This is a genomic window from Streptomyces sp. NPDC093795 (genome assembly GCF_044764665.1).
Lineage (GTDB): Bacteria > Actinomycetota > Actinomycetes > Streptomycetales > Streptomycetaceae > Streptomyces.
On sequence record NZ_JBIWIO010000012.1, the window covers coordinates 18,982 to 34,926 of the forward strand.

Consider the following 15,945-nt stretch of genomic DNA (forward strand, 5'->3'; position numbering starts at 1 on the left):
GGGTCGTTAGGGTCGCACACGTGTCGAACCCCGCCCCCTCCGACCAGCCGGAGACCGCTCCCGTCCCCCACCGGGACACCGAGGAGCCGGCCTTCCCCGCCGCCGCCGACCGGTCCCAGTGGCGGTACCGGCCACGCCGGGCCTTCTGGCGCAGCAAGCTGGTCCGGGCCATCGCCGTCATCACCGTGCTCGCGATCTGCGCCCTGTTCATCCTGGCGCTGGTCCGCGAGCAGACCGGCACCGAGGGCTTCCTCGTCGGCCTCGGCCTCGCCCTGCTTCCCGTACCGCTGCTCATGGCCGCCTTCCGCTGGCTCGACCGGGTCGAGCCAGGCCCGTGGAAGAACCTGCTCTTCGCCTTCGCCTGGGGCGCCTTCGCCGCCGCGCTCGTCGCGATCCTCGCGAACACCTTCGCGGTCCGCTGGATCGCGACGGCCACCGCGGACCCGGACTCGGCGGACACGCTCGGCGCCACGGTGGTCGCGCCGGTGGTGGAGGAGAGCGCGAAGGCGGCCGCGATCCTGCTGCTGTTCCTCTTCCGCAGAAGGAACTTCGGCGGCCTCGTCGACGGAGTCGTCATCGCGGGTTTCACCGCGACCGGCTTCGCCTTCACCGAGAACATCCTCTACCTCGGCAACGCCTTCGGCGAGGACCAGGAGTTCGGCACCTCAGGGCTCGGTTCGGTGACCGCCGCGACCTTCTTCGTACGGGTCGTGATGTCTCCGTTCGCGCATCCGCTGTTCACCGTGCTCACCGGCATCGGCTTCGGCTTCGCCGCGCTCGCCCCGCGCGGGAAACGCCTCCGGAAGGTGCTGCTGCCGCTCGCGGGGCTGCTGCTCGCGATGGGCCTGCACGCCGCCTGGAACGGCTCGGCCACCTTCGGCGGGCCCTGGGCCTTCTTCGCGGTGTACGGGGCGCTCATGGTCCCGGCCTTCGGCCTGCTGACCTGGCTCGCGGTGTGGAGCCGGCAGCGGGAGCTGCGCACGATATCCGGGGAGCTCCCGGCGTACGCGGCGGCCGGCTGGCTCTCCCCCGCCGAGCCGCTGGCGCTCTCCTCGATGCGGGCCCGTCAGCTGGCCCGTTCGTTCGCGGCCCGGACGTACGGCCCGCCGGCCGCGCGGGCGGTGGGCGAGTACGAGTCCTTCGCGACGACCCTGGCGTTCCTCAGGGACCGGGCCCGGCGCGGCACGGCAGGACCCGACTTCCCGGCCCGCGAGCAGGAGCTGCTCCACCACCTGTGGCAGCGCCGCGAGGTCGCCTCGCCCGCGCTCACCTACGCGGCCAGGGCCACGGGCCGGGCCTGGTCGCCGCCGCAGTACCTGGACTACGACGGCTACAACCCGTACCGGAGCTGAGCCGAAGTTCTCGGCTCTCGGGCCTCAGACCGTCAGGCCCTTCGAGCGGAGCCACTCCGCCGGGTCGATGCCGGTGCCGCCGGGCGTGTGCACCTCCATGTGGAGGTGGGCGCCCGTGACGTTGCCGGTGGCGCCGACGCGGCCGATCGTCTCGCCGGTGCCCACGGTCTGGCCGACGCCGACCGTCATGGACGATAGGTGGCAGTACCAGACCTCGGTGCCGTCCTCCAGCTCCAGGACGATCCGGTAGCCGTACGAGCCGGACCAGCCCGCCGACTTCACGGTGGCGCCGTGGACCGCCTTGAGCGGGGTGCCGGTGGGGGCGGCGAAGTCGAGGCCCGTGTGGTGACCGGAGGACCACATCGAGCCGGACTGCATGTAGGTGGCGCTGACGGAGTACGAGGAGAGCGGCATCGAGTAGCTCGCGGCGAGCTGCGCGAGGCGCTCGGCCTCGGCCTTCGCCCGTGCTTCCTCCTCCGCCTTGGCCTTGGCCTCCGCCTCGGCCTTCGCCTTCGCCTCGGCGGCCGCCTTCTCCGCGGCCTCGGCCTTGGCCGCGGCCTCCGCCGCCGCCTTCTCGGCGGCCGCCTTCTCCGCCGCGGCCTTCTCCGCGGCGTCCGCGGACGCCTGCTGCTGCTCGGCCTGCTGGAGGATGCGGGCGCGCAGGGCCTCGCCCGCGTCGGCGGTGCCGGCCGCCGTCCTCGTGGCCTGCTCGGCCGTCCCCGCCTGCTCGGTCTTCCCGGCCTGCTCGTTGTCGAGGGTGGTGTACGTGGCGGCGGTGAGCGGGTTCGGGTTGGAGCGGGCCGCGCCGGCGGCCGCCATGTCGTCGCCGGCGCCCGAGGCCGAGCCCGTACCCGCGTCGTCCGCGTCCGGGAGGAGGGCGCCGACGCCGGGGAGGTCGTGGGCGTCGGGCAGGTTTAGGTCCGGGAGGTCCGGCAAGGAGATGGCCACCGGAGGCTTCTCCTGCGCGGTGGCGAGGCCGCCCGCGCCGACGGCCGCGATGACACCGACACCGAGGACGGTGGAGGAACGGGCGAAGTTGGAACGCTGCTTGACGACCCGGTGCCGGCCGCCGGAGCGGCTCTGGGCGCGGAGGGAATCCTCGGTGGGGTTCCACTCGGTGCCCGGCGCGGCGGGACCCGCACCACCACCGAAGGCGTCGAAGGGAGCCTCGGGGGCAGGGGTGTTGGACGCCACGAAGGGGCGCTCCTTTCCTTCCTTCTCGCCTACCGGGTTAGCTGACGGGTTCGGAGCAGGAAGGTCTCCTACGGGCACGGTCGCACAGGTGCGAAGGGCCCGATTCACCCCAATTGGTGGTTCCCCGGTTCCTTTTCAGGATTCGGCGCGTGCGCACGGTGCCGCCTCTTGCGGCGGCTGGGACGACCGCGCTGCGTTATCGAACGTTAATAGACGGAGGGTCCCGATTCCAAGCCGTTCCTCTTGATCATTCATTGAATTGGTAGGGAATGGTCCGAGTTGACCGCCCTTCAGCAGGCGCCGCCCAAACCCCCGCGATCTGACGTTATGTCAATTGTTATCGCAGCGACACCTCTCGACTACGGCCGGTGACCGGGGCCGCCCGGCGGCACCACCGGCATCGTGCGGCGCCGCTCCGGCTGCCCCGTCGCCGGACGGCTCAGCGCGAGCAGCGCCATGTCGTCCGTCGCCCCGCCGCCCGTGTGCAGCCGTACGTCGTCCACCAGCGCGTCCAGCAGTTCCTCGGGCCCCGGGAAGATCCGCCCGGCGAGGCGCGCGCCCGGGTCGTAGAAGACTCCCGCCGCGTTCCGGGCCTCCGAGAGGCCGTCGGTGTAGAAGAGCAGCGTCGCGCCCGGCGGGTACGGCCGCCCCTCGGCCCGGTCCGGCCACACCGCCAGATCACCCATGCCGAGCGGCAGCGCCGGTTCGGTCGGCTCCAGCGTGTCCAGGCGCCCGTCCGCGTACAGCATCAGCGGCGGCGGATGCCCGCGGTTGACGACCCGTACGAAACCGTCGAAGGTGCCGCTCCCGTCGCCGCGCGGGATCTCGGCCAGGACCGCGGTGGTGAACCCCTCGAAGGCGTCGAGCCCGTCCCTGCGGGTGCCCTCGCGGGCCAGCGCCCGTTCCAGGCGCTGCGCCACGCCCTCCAGGCTCCGCTCCTGCTCGGCCGCCTCCCGGAAGGCCCCGATGACGACGGCCACGGCCTCGACCGCCTCCATCCCCTTACCCCGGACGTCCCCGACCACGAGCCGTACCCCGTAGGGGGTGTCCTGGACGGCGAACAGGTCGCCGCCGATGAACGCGTCCGCCTGCGCCGCCTCGTAACGGGCCGCGCACTGCAGTCCGCCGATCCGCTCGGCCGGCGTCGGCAGCACGGCCTTCTGCGCGGTCTCCGCGATGACCCGCGCAGAGGCGAGCCGTTCCCCGCTCCTGCGCACGACCCGGCTGACGAGAAGGGCGAGCGCGGAGACGGTGACGACGGTCAGGGTCTCGGTCAGGGTCGGGACCTCGTCGGCGGTGCCGTTGTAGAGGTGCAGCCCGACGGAGGCGAGGACGGCGGCGATCCCCGTCAGGAGCGTCGTGAGGGTGGAGAAGAAGGGCGCGGCGATCAGCGGGGCGGCGGAGAAGAGCGGCGCGGCGGTGTACGCGGGCGGTGTCAGTAGGTCGAACACGACCCCGCCGGCGATGACCAGCGGCGGCAGCGCGCGGATGAACCGCCGGGCACGCCCGTACGGGCGACGGCCCTCGCCGCCCCGCCGCCCACCGCCGCCCGCTCCTAGGGGGTGCCCCACCTGTGCTCTCCTGCCCGGTCCGTACCCGGCCGCGGTCGGTACCGCGCCCTTCCAGGGTGGCCGCCGCCCCGCCGTGCGGCGACTTCCACGGGTCCGACTGGCGTACGGGGCGGAGCCCGGCGCGGACCTGCGCGGAGGCGGCCGTCAGAGGTTCCGCTCCGCGTAGACCTCCATCGCGTCCCGGACGAGGACCGCGGTCCCCTCACCGTGCTTGTCGTAGTTCGCGGTGAAGCGCGGGTCGTCGACGTACATCCGGCCGAGACCGATCACGTACTCCTTGCTCGGGGTCGTCGTGTGCGACAGCCACGCGACCTGGCGCCGCGCGATCGCCTGCACCTCGTCGCTGTCGGCGGCGAGGCCGTCCCCGAGCGCCCGGGCGAAGTCGCGGGCGATGCCGGACTGCTCGTCCATGAACGCCTTCCTCTGCGCGGCGTCGAGCGAACGCCACCAGCGGTCACCCTGCTCGTACGCGTCGCGGCCCCAGCGCTCGGTGACCTCCTCCTCGTACACCGTGTGGTCGAAACCGTCGAACACTTCGTCGGCCATGAGTTCGTCTCCGTTCTCGGTCTTGTGGAGAGTGGTCCGCACCGACGCGATCTGGCGTCCGATGCGCTCGCGCTCCTGCTCCAGGAGGGCGAGATGGGTGCGGAGGGCGGCGGACGTGTCCCGCTGCCCCGCGAGGACCTCGGCGATGGCGGGCAGCGAGAGCCCCAGCTCGCGCAGCAGCAGGATCCGCTGCAGACGCACGAGCGCCGCCTGGTCGTAGTACCGGTAACCGTTCGCGCCGATCCGGCTGGGCTCCAGCAGTCCGCGCTCTCCGTAGTGCCGGAGGGTGCGGCTGGTGGTGCCGGCCTTCTTGGCGATCTCTTGGATCGACCACTCCATACCGAGAACGCTAAATCTTGACGTCGCGTCAAGGTCAAGCGGAGAAGTGCCGGGAAACGGGCACACGACGAAGGCCCGGATCCAGTGACTGGATCCGGGCCTTCGTTGCTACTGAGTAGCGGGGACAGGATTTGAACCTGCGACCTCTGGGTTATGAGCCCAGCGAGCTACCGAGCTGCTCCACCCCGCGTCGGTAAACCTGACTCTACGCTACGGGCGGGGCAATCACGAAATCGGTTTACGTCAGCAACCGATCAGCAGCAGATCGGCGGCGTTCAGCAGCCGGTCAGCAGCCGCAGTCGTCGGCGTCGACCGGTGCCGTCAGCGGGTCCGCGGCCTTCTCCGCGGGGCCTTCCCAGGTCTCGTACGCGAAGCCCTCCCGCACCCAGTACTCGAAGCCGCCGAGCATCTCCTTCACCTGGAAGCCCAGCTCGGCAAGGGCCAGCGCCGCGCGCGTGGCGCCGTTGCAGCCGGGGCCCCAGCAGTACGTGACGACCGGCACGGACCGGTCGAGCAGCTGGTCGGCCTGCTCGGCGATGAGCGCGGTCGGCAGGTGGAGCGCGCCGGGGACGTGCCCCTGGTCCCAGGAGGCGGTCGACCGCGAGTCGATCACCACGAAGCCCGGGTCGGTGCCCTCGGCGGCCGCCGTGGCGAGCGCGGAGGCCACATCGGAGACGTCGGCGTGGAAGGCGAGGCTCGCGGAGAAGTACGCGGCAGCGGCGGCAGGGGAGGCCGGCGGCGTGCGGAGAACGGGGTTGACCTGCGTCGTTGTCGTCGTCATGGTGATCAATCTACGGACGAAGATCACCGCGCTGAAGTGAGGATCCACGGTGGTCGGGGGCGGCGACCGGGGAAACCCGGGCGTTCGCCAGGAGGCGGCGTGGATCTCACACATCGGGATCTCACGGCTTCAGCTCCGTGGTCCGGTCCGCCGCCGCAGCCGTGTCACATCGACGAGGTTTCCTCCGTCATGACGGCATGACGGCATGACGGCATGACGGCACGACGGGACGCGAACGGGGAGAACGACGAGTGGAACAGGACCGCGACACCAACGAACTGCTGGCCCGGCGCTTCGAGGCCGACCGGGGTCATCTGAGAGCGGTGGCGTACCGGATGCTGGGCTCGCTGAGCGAGGCCGAGGACGCCGTCCAGGAGGCCTGGTTCAAGCTGAACCGCAGCGACGTCAGCGGGGTCCAGAACCTCAGCGGCTGGCTGACCACGGTCGTCGGCCGCGTCTGCCTCGACATGCTGCGCTCCCGGGGCTCGCGCCGCGAGGACCCGCTGGAGTACTACGTCCCCGACCCCGTCGTACGGCTCCCCGACACCACCGACCCCGAGCACGCGGCCGAGGTCACCGAATCCGTCGGCCTCGCGCTCCTCGTCGTCCTGGAGACCCTGTCACCGGCCGAACGGCTCGCGTTCGTGCTGCACGACATGTTCGCCGTCTCCTTCGACGAGATCGCCCGGATCGTCGACCGCACCCCGGCCGCCACCCGCCAGCTCGCCAGCCGCGCCCGCCGCCGGGTGCAGGACGCCTCCCCCGCCGCCGGGCCGGACGCGCGACGGCAGCGGGAGATCGCCGACGCCTTCCTCGCCGCCTCACAGGGCGGCGACTTCGAGGGACTGCTCACGGTGCTCGACCCGGACGTGGTGCTGCGCGCCGACGGCGGCAAGGCCCTCGCGGCCGTCTCCAAGATCGTCCGGGGCGCCGAGGCCGTCATCTCGCAGGCCCTCACGTACGCCAGGTTCCGCACGGCGGCACTGCCGCTCCTGGTCAACGGCGCGCCCGCGGTCCTGTCGGTCGCGAACGGACGCCCGGCCGCCCTCATGGCGTTCACGATCGCCGGCGACCGGATCGTCGAGCTGCACATCCTGGCGGACCCGGAGCGCCTCGCCACGCTCGACCTCTCGGAGGAGGACCTGGCCCGGGCGGCGTACTGACGGGCCTCTCCGCCCCGGTCACCTCCGCCCGGCGGCCGACCCCCTGGCGACCGCGCCTCTGAAGGTCGACCCCGTGGCGGCCGACCAGGAGGCTCCGGCCGTCAGGGCGACGGCGGCGCTCGCGATGCCGAGGACGGCGCCCGCGGCGACGTCGCCCGGGTAGTGGACGCCGGTGTGGACCCGCGAGTAGCCCACGGCCATCGCCAGGACCTGGAGGGGCACCGCGGCCGGCGGCAGCACCACTCCCACGGCGGTGGCGAAGGCGACCGCCGACGCGGTGTGCCCGGAGGGGAACGACGCCGAGTCCGGCATCGGCACATGCCGGCCCGCCACCACCCGGGCCGCCTCCCGGTCCGGCCGCTCCCGGCGGACCAGACGCTTGCCCAGCAGGTTCGCCGCGGCCGAGGCGACGGCGATGGCCCCGACCCCGGCGAGGGCCGCCCGGCGCGGCCGGCCGGGGACGAGGGCGAGCGCCGCCGCCAGGGTGAAGGAGATCTTGGAATGGTCGGCCGTGTGGGAGAGCCTGCGGAGCCCGGCGTCGAGCGCGGGGCTGGGGGTGGCGGCCACGGCGGCGTACACGGCGCCGTCGATCGCGCGGAGGTCCCGGAGTACGGCCCGGTAGGGGCTCTCGGTGGTCGTCCCGGTCATGCGCCGCTCCTCGGGTAGGGGTGGGAAGGGTGGTGGAAGGCGACTTCGATGACGCGCCGCCAGTTCATGCGCGGCACGGGGTCGCTGGCGCCCGGCCGGTTACGGGGCACGAGGACCCGCAGGGCACCGGGTCGGAGGGTACAGACGACGGGGGTGGGCAGGATCAGCGCCTCGCCGTCGACGGCGACGGCGATGGAACCGGCGTCGTCGGAGCCGGGGGCGGGAGAACCGGAGGGGGAGGGGGCGCCGCCGGACCCGCCGACGGACGGTGAGGGGGTGCCGCCGAACCCGCCGACGGCCTTCCCCGTCACCACGACCCGGTCGGCCGTCATCACGTTCAGGCCGGCCGACTGGGTACCCCGTACGGCCAGTTCGGCGGCCTGTGCCGCCCCGTCGACCCGGACGGCGATCACGCCGAGCCGCCCCAGGTCGAGCCGAGGTCTCCGGGCGGCGGCGGCACCGAACGGATCGGGCGCGGCGTACGGGTTGTTGCTGACGAGGATCGCCTGCTGCGCGGGCAGCCGGACGTCGTCGGCGACGGCGTCGAGACGGTCGCCCTCACCGCCCTGGAGGAGATCGGGCAGGATCTCCAGCGCGGTGCCCGCCTTCGCGTCGCGGTACTCGGGGTGCTGGACGACGTCCGCGTACACACCGAAGGAGACCGTGTTCACGAAGGCGCGCCCGGAGACGGAGCCCAGGTCGACCCGGAGTTCCTCGCCGTCGACGAGGGCGTCCAGGCAGGTCGCCGGGTCGGTGCGGTCGAGGCCCAGGTCGAGGGCGAAGTGGTTGCGGGTACCGGCCGAGATGACGAGGAACGGCAGGTCGTGCTCGGCGGCCACGGCGGCGACCAGCGCCTGCGTACCGTCACCGCCGGCCACCCCGAGCAGGTCGGCGCCGTCGGCCACGGCCGCCCGGGCGAGCGCGGTGACATCGCTCTCGGCGGTCTCGTCGAGGAGGACGACCCGGGCGCCCAGCTTCTCGGCGCGCTCGACGAGCCCGAACCGGGCGACCTTCCCGCCCCCGGACCGAGGGTTCATGATCAGCACGGCCCGCCGGGGTCTGGACCGCCGCCGGCCGCGCGCCAGGTCGGTCCGACCGGCCCTGCCGCCGCCGTTCAGGTCCCGGAGGCGGCGCAGGGCGGCCCTCGCGCAGAGCAGCGCCACGCCCCACAGCCCGAGGGCCAGGAGCGCGGTCAGCCAGAGGCCCCCCACGATGTACAGGCTGAGGACCGCGAGGGGCGCGCCGACGGCGAGCAGGGCGCCGAGGACGCGCAGCGGCCCTCGGTGGGCGAGGAACCACCAGATCCCCACGGCAGAGCAGGCGAGCCCGACGAGCCCGCTGAAGAGGATCAGCAGCCCGCCGGTGCCGAGTCCGGTCAGCAGGAGCACGACCGTCGCCGCGGCCGCGGCCAGCGCCCACCGGGCGAGCCGCCGGGCCTCTCCCATCGGATCATGGGATCCGTTCACCGTCGTACCTCCACGCTAGGCGTCCACGTTCCAGCCTCGCCCACGGTCCCGCATGTCCAGCCCCGGCCGGAGGCGTTCGCGGCAGAAAGATCTTCCCCCGAAACGCGGGCCGAACCCCGCGACGGCGTCAGCACCCCTGCACGTCACCGTCCACCTCGGAGCTGACGGTCACCACGTAGCCGGCTCCGGAGTCGAACTCGGGTCCGGGAGGGGTGAGGCCCCCGTACTCGAAGTACTCGGCGGTCGGGAAGAAGACGTCCAGCACCTTCATGTCCCCGTGCCCGCCGCGGGTGAAGCAGAGCCCGACATCCCGGCCGGTCGTCGCGGCAAGGGAGGGGTCCTCGGGGACCAGCTCCCAGCCGTCGCGCTCGGCCACGGTCCGGTAGTGCCGGAGCACCTGGGCCTGTGTGCCGGGATACGTGTAGACCCGGTCGGCGGCCACCCACGCGTCACCGCTGTCGGCGACGCACTCGGACTCCACCTCCTCGAAGCCCCGGAGGGCGGTCGCTCCGGCGGGCGCGGCGTCGAAGATCCTGAGCGACGCCACCTCCTCGACCAGGGCCTCGCTCCCCTCGCACGACTTGAGGAACGAGGGCGACAGACAGCCGGTGAGCCCTCCGCCCGCCAACCCGGCGCACACCAGCCAGACGAACGGGCGGCGCCCGGCCCGTTCGAAGAAGCTCGGCTTCACACTCATCGCACCCACCCCATGCCCGCGCCGACGGATCGACCCCACCCCACCCCAGAGCCTGACGTTACGTCACAGCTCGGACAGTCCGGCCGGCCACCGCCACGCCCCTCACCGGAAACGACGGAGCGCCCCGACCGGCCGAAACCGATCGGGGCGCTCCGCAGCAGGTCAGAGGGTTGCCCCTCCCCCGCCACACGTAGGCCGTGTGGGACTCGAACCCACAACCAACGGATTAAAAGTCCGCTGCTCTGCCAATTGAGCTAACGGCCCGTGGACAAGCACACCCGTGCAGCATAGCCCGAGAGATCCGCAGAACCGATCGGGTATCCGACACGGGCCGGACCGCGCGCCGCGGAACGTCGCCGGCCCACCGACGGCCGCGGTCAGGAATCAGAACAGCGACTTGAAGGTGTTCCAGCCGCCGCCGATCAGGAAGCGGGAGCCGTACGTGCCGCGGCACGTGCCCGCGTAGCTGTAGAGCCTGCCCGCGGTGTCGCGTGCGGTCAGGTCCGCGCAGCCGTCGCCCGAGATGTCGCCGACGCCGACCAGGGACGAGTAGACGCTCCAGCCGGGACCGATCTTCACCCGCCCGGTCACGCCGCCCGTCGCCGTGCCGTCGTACCGCCACAGCGCGCCGGCCGCGTCCACGCCGAGCAGGTCGCCGCGCCCGTCGCCGTTCAGGTCGCCGGCGCCGACGACCTTCTTGTACAGCTTCCAGTTGGTGCCGATCCGGAGCCGGGTCTTCAGCCGGTGGTCGGCCGTGCCGGCGTAGAAGTACATGTCGCCCGTCGACGTCTGGCGCGCGATCAGGTCCGCGTACCCGTCACCGTTCGCGTCGCCGGGGGACGTCAGGGCGTCGTACTGTCCCCAGCCCGAGCCGATCAGCGTGTACGGCGAGGAGGCCGAGACCACCTTCCCGCACCCGGGACGGTACGCCCGCAGCTGGTCGCCCACCCGGGCGAGGACGTCCCCGCACCCGTCGCCGTTCACATCACCGAAGGGCACCAGGACGGACGTGGTCGCGAACTTCGCGCCCGTGCCCGCGATCCGCGCCGACAGACCCTCGTACCCGTCGCCCCGGTACATCGACACCAGACCCGCCGTGTCCATCACCAGGAGGTCGCCCTGCGTGTCGTTCCCGGCCATGTCCCGCCAGGCCGGCTTGCCGCCGTGCACCGTGACGACGCCGGTCCGGCTGAGGTCCCTGCCCTGCCCGTCCGCCGAGTTCACCTGGACGTGCCAGGTGTACGAGCCGTTCGCGACGGCCTTCCCCGCGGCCGTCCTGCCGTCCCACGAGACGTCGATACGGCCGCCCCGGGTCTCGTAGGCCCCGAAGCTGCGGACCGGGTTCCCGGTGTACCGGTCGCGGATCGTCAGCTGCCAGATCGAGGCGGGCTTGGAGAGCCCCGTCCAGGACGCCTTCCAGCCGTCCCGCATCAGCATCGTCGCGGGCACGCTCGCCGAGGCGGCGGTCAGGTCGGAGGTGGGAACGCCTGGCCACACCACGTGGACACGGTTCTCGGGGTCCTTGTACGCGACGCCGCCGCCGAACCGGTCGACGGTCCAGGCCTCGCGGCGGTCGCCGTGCACCGGCCGGGTGTCGACGAGGGGGCGCGGCGCCTTCGCCGTACCGCCGGAGAAGTCGGTGATCCGGAGGTACGAGTCGTACTGGTGGTCCACGAAGTAGCCGTCGCCGAGGAGCCCGCCTCCCCCGTACGAGGGGGGCAGGGCGATCCTGGCACCCCTCCACAGGTCGACGACGCCCTGCTGGGCGTACTGTCCGCAGGCCCAGTACAGCCAGCGCCCGCCGGCCGTCTGGAGCTCCGTCAGCGGGCAGCCGGAGCCGGTCGTGATCCGGCCGAGGTCCTTTCCGGTGGCCAGGTCCTTGCGGGCGACCTCGCCGACCGTCGCCGTGCCCGTGAAGAGCGTGTCGCCCCACAGCGCGGCGGCGGTCTGCGACTGGCGCGACACCTCCGTCGACGTGTCGAGGTCCACGACGACCGTCTTGCCGTCGGGGTCGAGTTCGCCGGGGAACGTGGGCGTCCCGGTCTGGAAGACCGCCCAGCGGCCGAAGGCGTCGGCGATCCGGCCGTCCTGGTCGACGGTGACCCGCGTCGTCCGGCCCGTACCGCTGCGGGCGACGACCGCCCGAGCGGTGTACGGGATGCGGGGGAGGGAGACCGTACGGCCGTCGCCGCTGTCGAAGAGCGGTGTCTTCCGCCACTCGGCGTCCGCCTCGACGCCCTGCCACGCCGGAGCGGACTGCCCGGTGTGGACCGGGCCGACCGGCAGCGTACGGCCGTAGAAACCGCGCCCCTTCGGCCCGTCGTGCTCCAGGGTGGTGAGCCGGCCGGCGCCGAGCGCGAGCCCGTCGATCTTCGCCGGGAGCGGCTCCAGGCTCCGCAGCTTCTCCAGGACGGGAGCGCCCCCGGCCTTGCCCGGGACGACCTTGAGGAGGGACCAGTCGGTGGCGGAGGTACCGCCGACCACGGCGACGCCGGAACCGTCACCGACCTGGGTGGCCTCCCCCTCGGCCCGCTCGAGGAGCGGGTGCGGCGCGCCCGTCGGGGAGAACGCGACGAGGCGGCGGTGGAGCGCCGCGTCCGTGCCGCTCGCGTCGCTGAAGGCGAGGACCCAGTCGCCGACGAGCCCGACGTCGCCCGACGCGAACCCCTCGGGCAGCGGAAAGGTCGTCTCGAGGCCGTCCAGGTCGGCCAACCGCCGGATGTGGACCGTGCGGGCGCTGTCGACCCAGGCGATCCGCTCCGGGGTCATCGTGACCGCCCCGACGAACACGTCGGCGGACGGGGTGGCCGAGGTGATCACCCGCATGCTCCCGGTCCGCAGGTCGACGACGCCCAGGCCGGTGTACCCGTACGAGACCGGGCTCTTGAAGCGGAGCACCGCCGTGTCGCCGTCGCCGGCCGCGAGCCGCGCCTCGTGCGGGTCGAAGCCCTCGGGCCAGCCGGTGACGGGGATCGTCGTCCCGTCCGGGTCGCCGACGCGCCGGAGGAAGTGCCCGGTGGTCGTGCCGTGCGACGAGCCCGGCTCGTACTGCTGGAAGAGCAGCGTCTCGCCGAGGATCCCCCGGAAGCTCGTGTCCGCCGGGACGGTCAGCGGCTGTTCCCCACCGGTGAGGACGTCACGGACGAAGTGGGTGCCGATCCCCCGCTGGAGGTACACGTACCGGCCGCCGGTCCCCCACTCACCGAAGGAGTCGTTGCCGGTGCCGTACCCCAGCGGCACGCTCTCCCCGCTCGCGAAGTCGGTCCACCGCGTCTCCTCCCCGCTGTGCTCGTCGGCGTCCTCCGTCCGGTGCGCGTAACCCGTGGGCCCCACCGCGAGCACGGTCTCCTGCCGGGGCACGGTCCGCCAGTTCGGCGTGATGTCCACCTGGTCGACACCCACGACCGTCGAGGCCGCCGCGGCAGGCGAGAGCCCGATCCCCGAGACGAGCAGCGTGGTGGCGAGGACGGCGATACGCGCGCGGGAATACCGCACACGTGCGAAACGAGACAAGGAGGTCCCTCCCCAGGGCGACCCGAAGTGCGGGATACGGGGAGAAGCCTCCGCCGGCCCCCCGGCCGGCACTCCTCACCCACGTCGACCGGCTGAGCGTATCCGGTCGAACGGAAGACGGGATATTGGATACGGGATACGGGATACGGGATCGGGATACGTGCCGGGAACGGAGCAGGGCCCGTACGTCACCGAAGTGTCGTACGGGCCCTGCTCAGTGCTCCAGGCCGCTAGGCCTGATCAGCCGTTGCGCTTCCAGCGCGGCTTGTCGTCGCGGCGGCCGAAGGAGCCGCCGGTCGAGCCGGTGCCGCGGTGGTCGCCACCGGCGCGGTGGTCGTCACGGCGGACGTACGGGCGGTCGCCGCCCGAGCGGAAGCCGCCGCCGGCGGCGGGGCGGTCGTCGCGACGGTCACGGTTGAACGGACGGTCGCTGCCACGGTGACCGCCGGTCGGACGGTCGTTGTCACGGCGCTCGAAGGAACGGCCGCCACGGTCGTCACGGTTGAAGCCACCCGACGGACGGTCGTTGTCGCGACGCTCGAAGGAACGGCCGCCACGGTCGTCACGGTTGAAGCCACCGGACGGACGGTCGTCGCGGTTGAAGCCGCCGGACGGACGGTCGTTGTCCCGACGGAAGCCGCCCGAGGGACGGTCGTCGCGGCGGAAGCCGCCACGGTCGCCACCGCGGTCGTCACGGTTGAAGGAACCGGAGGGACGGTCGTCACGACGGAAACCACCGGACGGACGGTCGTTGTCCCGACGGAAGCCGCCCGAGGGACGGTCGTCGCGGCGGAAGCCGCCACGGTCACCACCGCGGTCGCCGCCACGGAAGCCACCGCGGTCACCACGGTCGTCACGGTTGAAGCCACCGCGGTCACCGCCACGACGCTCGTAGTTGCCCCGCTCGTCGCGGGCCGGGCGCTCCTCGCGGCGCTGCTCCTCGACGCGAGCGGCACGCTCGGCCTCCACGGCAGCCGCCGCGACCTCGGCCTCGGCGGCCTCGGCCACCTCGGCCACGGCCGCCTCCGGGTCCTCGCCACGCTCACGGGCGGCGCGGGCCACCAGGCGGTCGGCCTCCTCGCGGAGCTCGACGGCACGGCGCTGGAGGCGCTCGAGCTGCTTGGTCAGGTCGACGACCTCGCGCTCGGCCTGCTTGGCCGAGTTGTTCGCCGAGTCGGCCTGGACCTCGGTCAGGGACCGGGCACCGGTGATCTCCGCGACCTCCGGCTCGAAGGCGCCGGCGCTCTGGATGATGTGGCGCGAGGCGTCGACGCCCGCGTCCTCCATCAGCCGGAAGATCTGGCGGCGCTGGTGCGGCAGCGACAGCGAGACGACGACACCGGACTTGCCGGCTCGGGCGGTACGGCCCGAGCGGTGCAGGTAGTCCTTGTGGTCGCCGGCCGGGTCCACGTTCAGGACCAGGTCGATGCCGTCGACGTGGATGCCGCGGGCGGCGACGTCGGTGGCGACCAGGGCGTTGACGTAGCCCTTCTTGAAGTCCTCGAGGACGCGCGTACGGGCGCCCTGCGTCATGCCGCCGTGCAGCGCGTCGGCCTTGACGCCCGAGTCCTGGAGCTGCTCGGCGATGCGGTCCGCGCCCAGCTGGGTGCGGACGAAGATGATCGTGCGGCCCTTGCGGGCGGCGATCGCGGCCGTGACCGGCGCCTTGTCCTTCGGCTTCACGACGAGGACGTGGTGGGTCATGGTCGAGACGTTGCCCTGCGCGCTGTCGACCTCGTGCGTGACGGGGTTCGTCAGGTAGCGCTTGACCAGCGTGCTGATCTCGTTCTCCATGGTGGCGGAGAAGAGCATGCGCTGACCGCCGCCCGGGATCTGGTCGAACAGCTCGGTGACCTCGGGCAGGAAGCCCAGGTCCGACATCTGGTCGGCCTCGTCGAGGACCGCGACCTGGACGTTCTCCAGGGAGCAGGCGCCACGGTTGATGATGTCGCGCAGTCGGCCCGGGGTGGCGACGAGGATGTCGACGCCGCGCTCGAGGGCGTAGATCTGGTTGCCCATGGACGTACCGCCGCAGACGACCTTGATCTTCAGGCCGAGCACGTCGCCGTACGGCTGGAGGGCGTCCGCGACCTGCATCGCGAGCTCACGGGTCGGGGTGAGGATGACCGCGCGGGGCTTCTTCTTCTCGGTGTGCCCGCCGGCCAGCTGCGCCAGGGTGGGGAGACCGAAGGAGAGGGTCTTGCCGGAGCCGGTACGGCCGCGGCCCAGGATGTCCTTGCCGGCCAGGGCGTCCGGGATGGTCGCCGCCTGGATCGGGAAGGGGCTGGTGACGCCGTTCTGCGCGAGCTTGCGCACGACGCCTTCCGGCAGACCGAGGTCGCCGAAGGTGAGGGTGGGCTCGGACGGCTCCTCGGCGGAGTCGTCCGCGTCGGTGTCGGTCGAGTCGGTGTCGATCGAGTCGAGGGTGTCGACCGAGTCGACGATGTCGCCGGCCTCGATGTGAACGATCTCGGTGACCTCTACGGTCTCGACGATCTCGTCGTTCTCGGGCATGACGGCGTGGTCAGAACTGGAAATGGACATGCGAAATGCGAAACCTTCCGGAGTCTCGGCACGCGCCCGTAACTCCGTGAATTCGCAAATCGACCGCCTCAATGCGGTCAGCCACGGCTAGGGAGAGTACGCGCCACACGGCGCTCTTCTGTGTCGGCGCC

General features: G+C 72.6%; 11 protein-coding genes, 2 tRNA genes and 1 riboswitch. Of the genes, 2 read left to right on the forward strand and 11 right to left on the reverse strand.

Annotation, left to right across the window (positions count from 1 at the left end; all coding sequences use genetic code 11):
- The first annotated feature begins 20 nt into the window (after positions 1-20).
- A complete protein-coding gene (locus tag ACIRB7_RS28075; RefSeq protein ID WP_403603783.1) occupies positions 21-1,352 on the forward strand; it encodes a PrsW family intramembrane metalloprotease in 1,332 nt (443 codons plus the stop codon).
- 24 nt (positions 1,353-1,376) lie between these two features.
- On the opposite strand, the gene ACIRB7_RS28080 is transcribed toward ACIRB7_RS28075, so the two are convergent.
- The 5 genes from ACIRB7_RS28080 to ACIRB7_RS28100 all read right to left on the reverse strand — a co-directional run bounded on the left by ACIRB7_RS28080 (position 1,377) and on the right by ACIRB7_RS28100 (position 5,783).
- Positions 1,377-2,546: a M23 family metallopeptidase gene (locus ACIRB7_RS28080; RefSeq protein WP_403603785.1), complete on the reverse strand. Its 1,170-nt coding sequence runs from the start codon at positions 2,544-2,546 to the stop codon at positions 1,377-1,379.
- Positions 2,547-2,557: 11 nt separating this feature from the next.
- Positions 2,558-2,704, reverse strand: a riboswitch (cyclic di-AMP (ydaO/yuaA leader).
- A 201-nt stretch (positions 2,705-2,905) separates the two neighbouring features.
- Positions 2,906-4,117, reverse strand: a complete 1,212-nt coding sequence (locus ACIRB7_RS28085; RefSeq protein WP_403603787.1) for a PP2C family protein-serine/threonine phosphatase — start codon at positions 4,115-4,117, stop codon at positions 2,906-2,908.
- A gap of 144 nt (positions 4,118-4,261) precedes the next feature.
- Positions 4,262-5,002, reverse strand: coding sequence for a MerR family transcriptional regulator (locus ACIRB7_RS28090; protein WP_403603789.1), 741 nt, complete (start codon positions 5,000-5,002; stop codon positions 4,262-4,264).
- Between the two features lie 116 nt (positions 5,003-5,118).
- Positions 5,119-5,192 (reverse strand) — tRNA-Met (locus tag ACIRB7_RS28095).
- Positions 5,193-5,288: 96 nt separating this feature from the next.
- Positions 5,289-5,783 (reverse strand): rhodanese-like domain-containing protein, encoded by a 495-nt coding sequence (locus ACIRB7_RS28100; RefSeq protein ID WP_403603791.1) that lies wholly within the window; start codon positions 5,781-5,783, stop codon positions 5,289-5,291.
- Between the two features lie 251 nt (positions 5,784-6,034).
- Here ACIRB7_RS28100 and sigJ point away from each other — a divergent pair, with 251 nt between their 5' ends.
- Positions 6,035-6,946 (forward strand): RNA polymerase sigma factor SigJ, encoded by a 912-nt coding sequence (sigJ, locus tag ACIRB7_RS28105; protein WP_403603793.1) that lies wholly within the window; start codon positions 6,035-6,037, stop codon positions 6,944-6,946.
- 18 nt (positions 6,947-6,964) lie between these two features.
- Here sigJ and ACIRB7_RS28110 read toward each other — a convergent pair whose 3' ends face one another.
- From ACIRB7_RS28110 to ACIRB7_RS28135, 6 genes are all read right to left on the reverse strand, one after another.
- The gene (locus tag ACIRB7_RS28110; RefSeq protein ID WP_403603794.1) at positions 6,965-7,594 is read right to left on the reverse strand and encodes a phosphatase PAP2 family protein; all 630 of its coding nucleotides are present in this window, start codon (positions 7,592-7,594) and stop codon (positions 6,965-6,967) included.
- The gene (locus tag ACIRB7_RS28115; protein WP_403603796.1) at positions 7,591-9,039 is read right to left on the reverse strand and encodes a diacylglycerol/lipid kinase family protein; all 1,449 of its coding nucleotides are present in this window, start codon (positions 9,037-9,039) and stop codon (positions 7,591-7,593) included. The genes ACIRB7_RS28110 and ACIRB7_RS28115 overlap by 4 nt, the downstream gene beginning before the upstream one ends.
- Positions 9,040-9,187: 148 nt before the next feature.
- Positions 9,188-9,757 carry a hypothetical protein gene (locus ACIRB7_RS28120; protein ID WP_403603798.1) on the reverse strand — a complete coding sequence of 190 codons (570 nt, stop codon included), beginning with the start codon at positions 9,755-9,757 and terminating at the stop codon, positions 9,188-9,190.
- A gap of 191 nt (positions 9,758-9,948) precedes the next feature.
- Positions 9,949-10,021, reverse strand: a tRNA-Lys gene (locus tag ACIRB7_RS28125).
- Positions 10,022-10,141: 120 nt separating this feature from the next.
- Positions 10,142-13,252 carry an FG-GAP-like repeat-containing protein gene (locus ACIRB7_RS28130; RefSeq protein ID WP_403603800.1) on the reverse strand — a complete coding sequence of 1,037 codons (3,111 nt, stop codon included), beginning with the start codon at positions 13,250-13,252 and terminating at the stop codon, positions 10,142-10,144.
- Positions 13,253-13,510: 258 nt separating this feature from the next.
- Complete coding sequence (locus tag ACIRB7_RS28135) at positions 13,511-15,814, reverse strand: DEAD/DEAH box helicase (RefSeq protein ID WP_403603802.1); 2,304 nt, start codon at positions 15,812-15,814, stop codon at positions 13,511-13,513.
- Positions 15,815-15,945 lie beyond the last annotated feature (131 nt).

Excerpts from the sequence above, each read along its gene's own strand:
- ACIRB7_RS28115 (WP_403603796.1), bottom strand. The coding sequence starts at position 9,039 with ATGGGAGAGGCCCGGCGGCTCGCCCGGTGGGCGCTGGCCGCGGCCGCG.
- ACIRB7_RS28100 (WP_403603791.1), bottom strand. The coding sequence starts at position 5,783 with ATGACGACGACAACGACGCAGGTCAACCCCGTTCTCCGCACGCCGCCG.
- ACIRB7_RS28135 (WP_403603802.1), bottom strand. The coding sequence starts at position 15,814 with ATGTCCATTTCCAGTTCTGACCACGCCGTCATGCCCGAGAACGACGAG.
- ACIRB7_RS28090 (WP_403603789.1), bottom strand. The coding sequence starts at position 5,002 with ATGGAGTGGTCGATCCAAGAGATCGCCAAGAAGGCCGGCACCACCAGC.
- ACIRB7_RS28120 (WP_403603798.1), bottom strand. The coding sequence starts at position 9,757 with ATGAGTGTGAAGCCGAGCTTCTTCGAACGGGCCGGGCGCCGCCCGTTC.
- ACIRB7_RS28110 (WP_403603794.1), bottom strand. The coding sequence starts at position 7,594 with ATGACCGGGACGACCACCGAGAGCCCCTACCGGGCCGTACTCCGGGAC.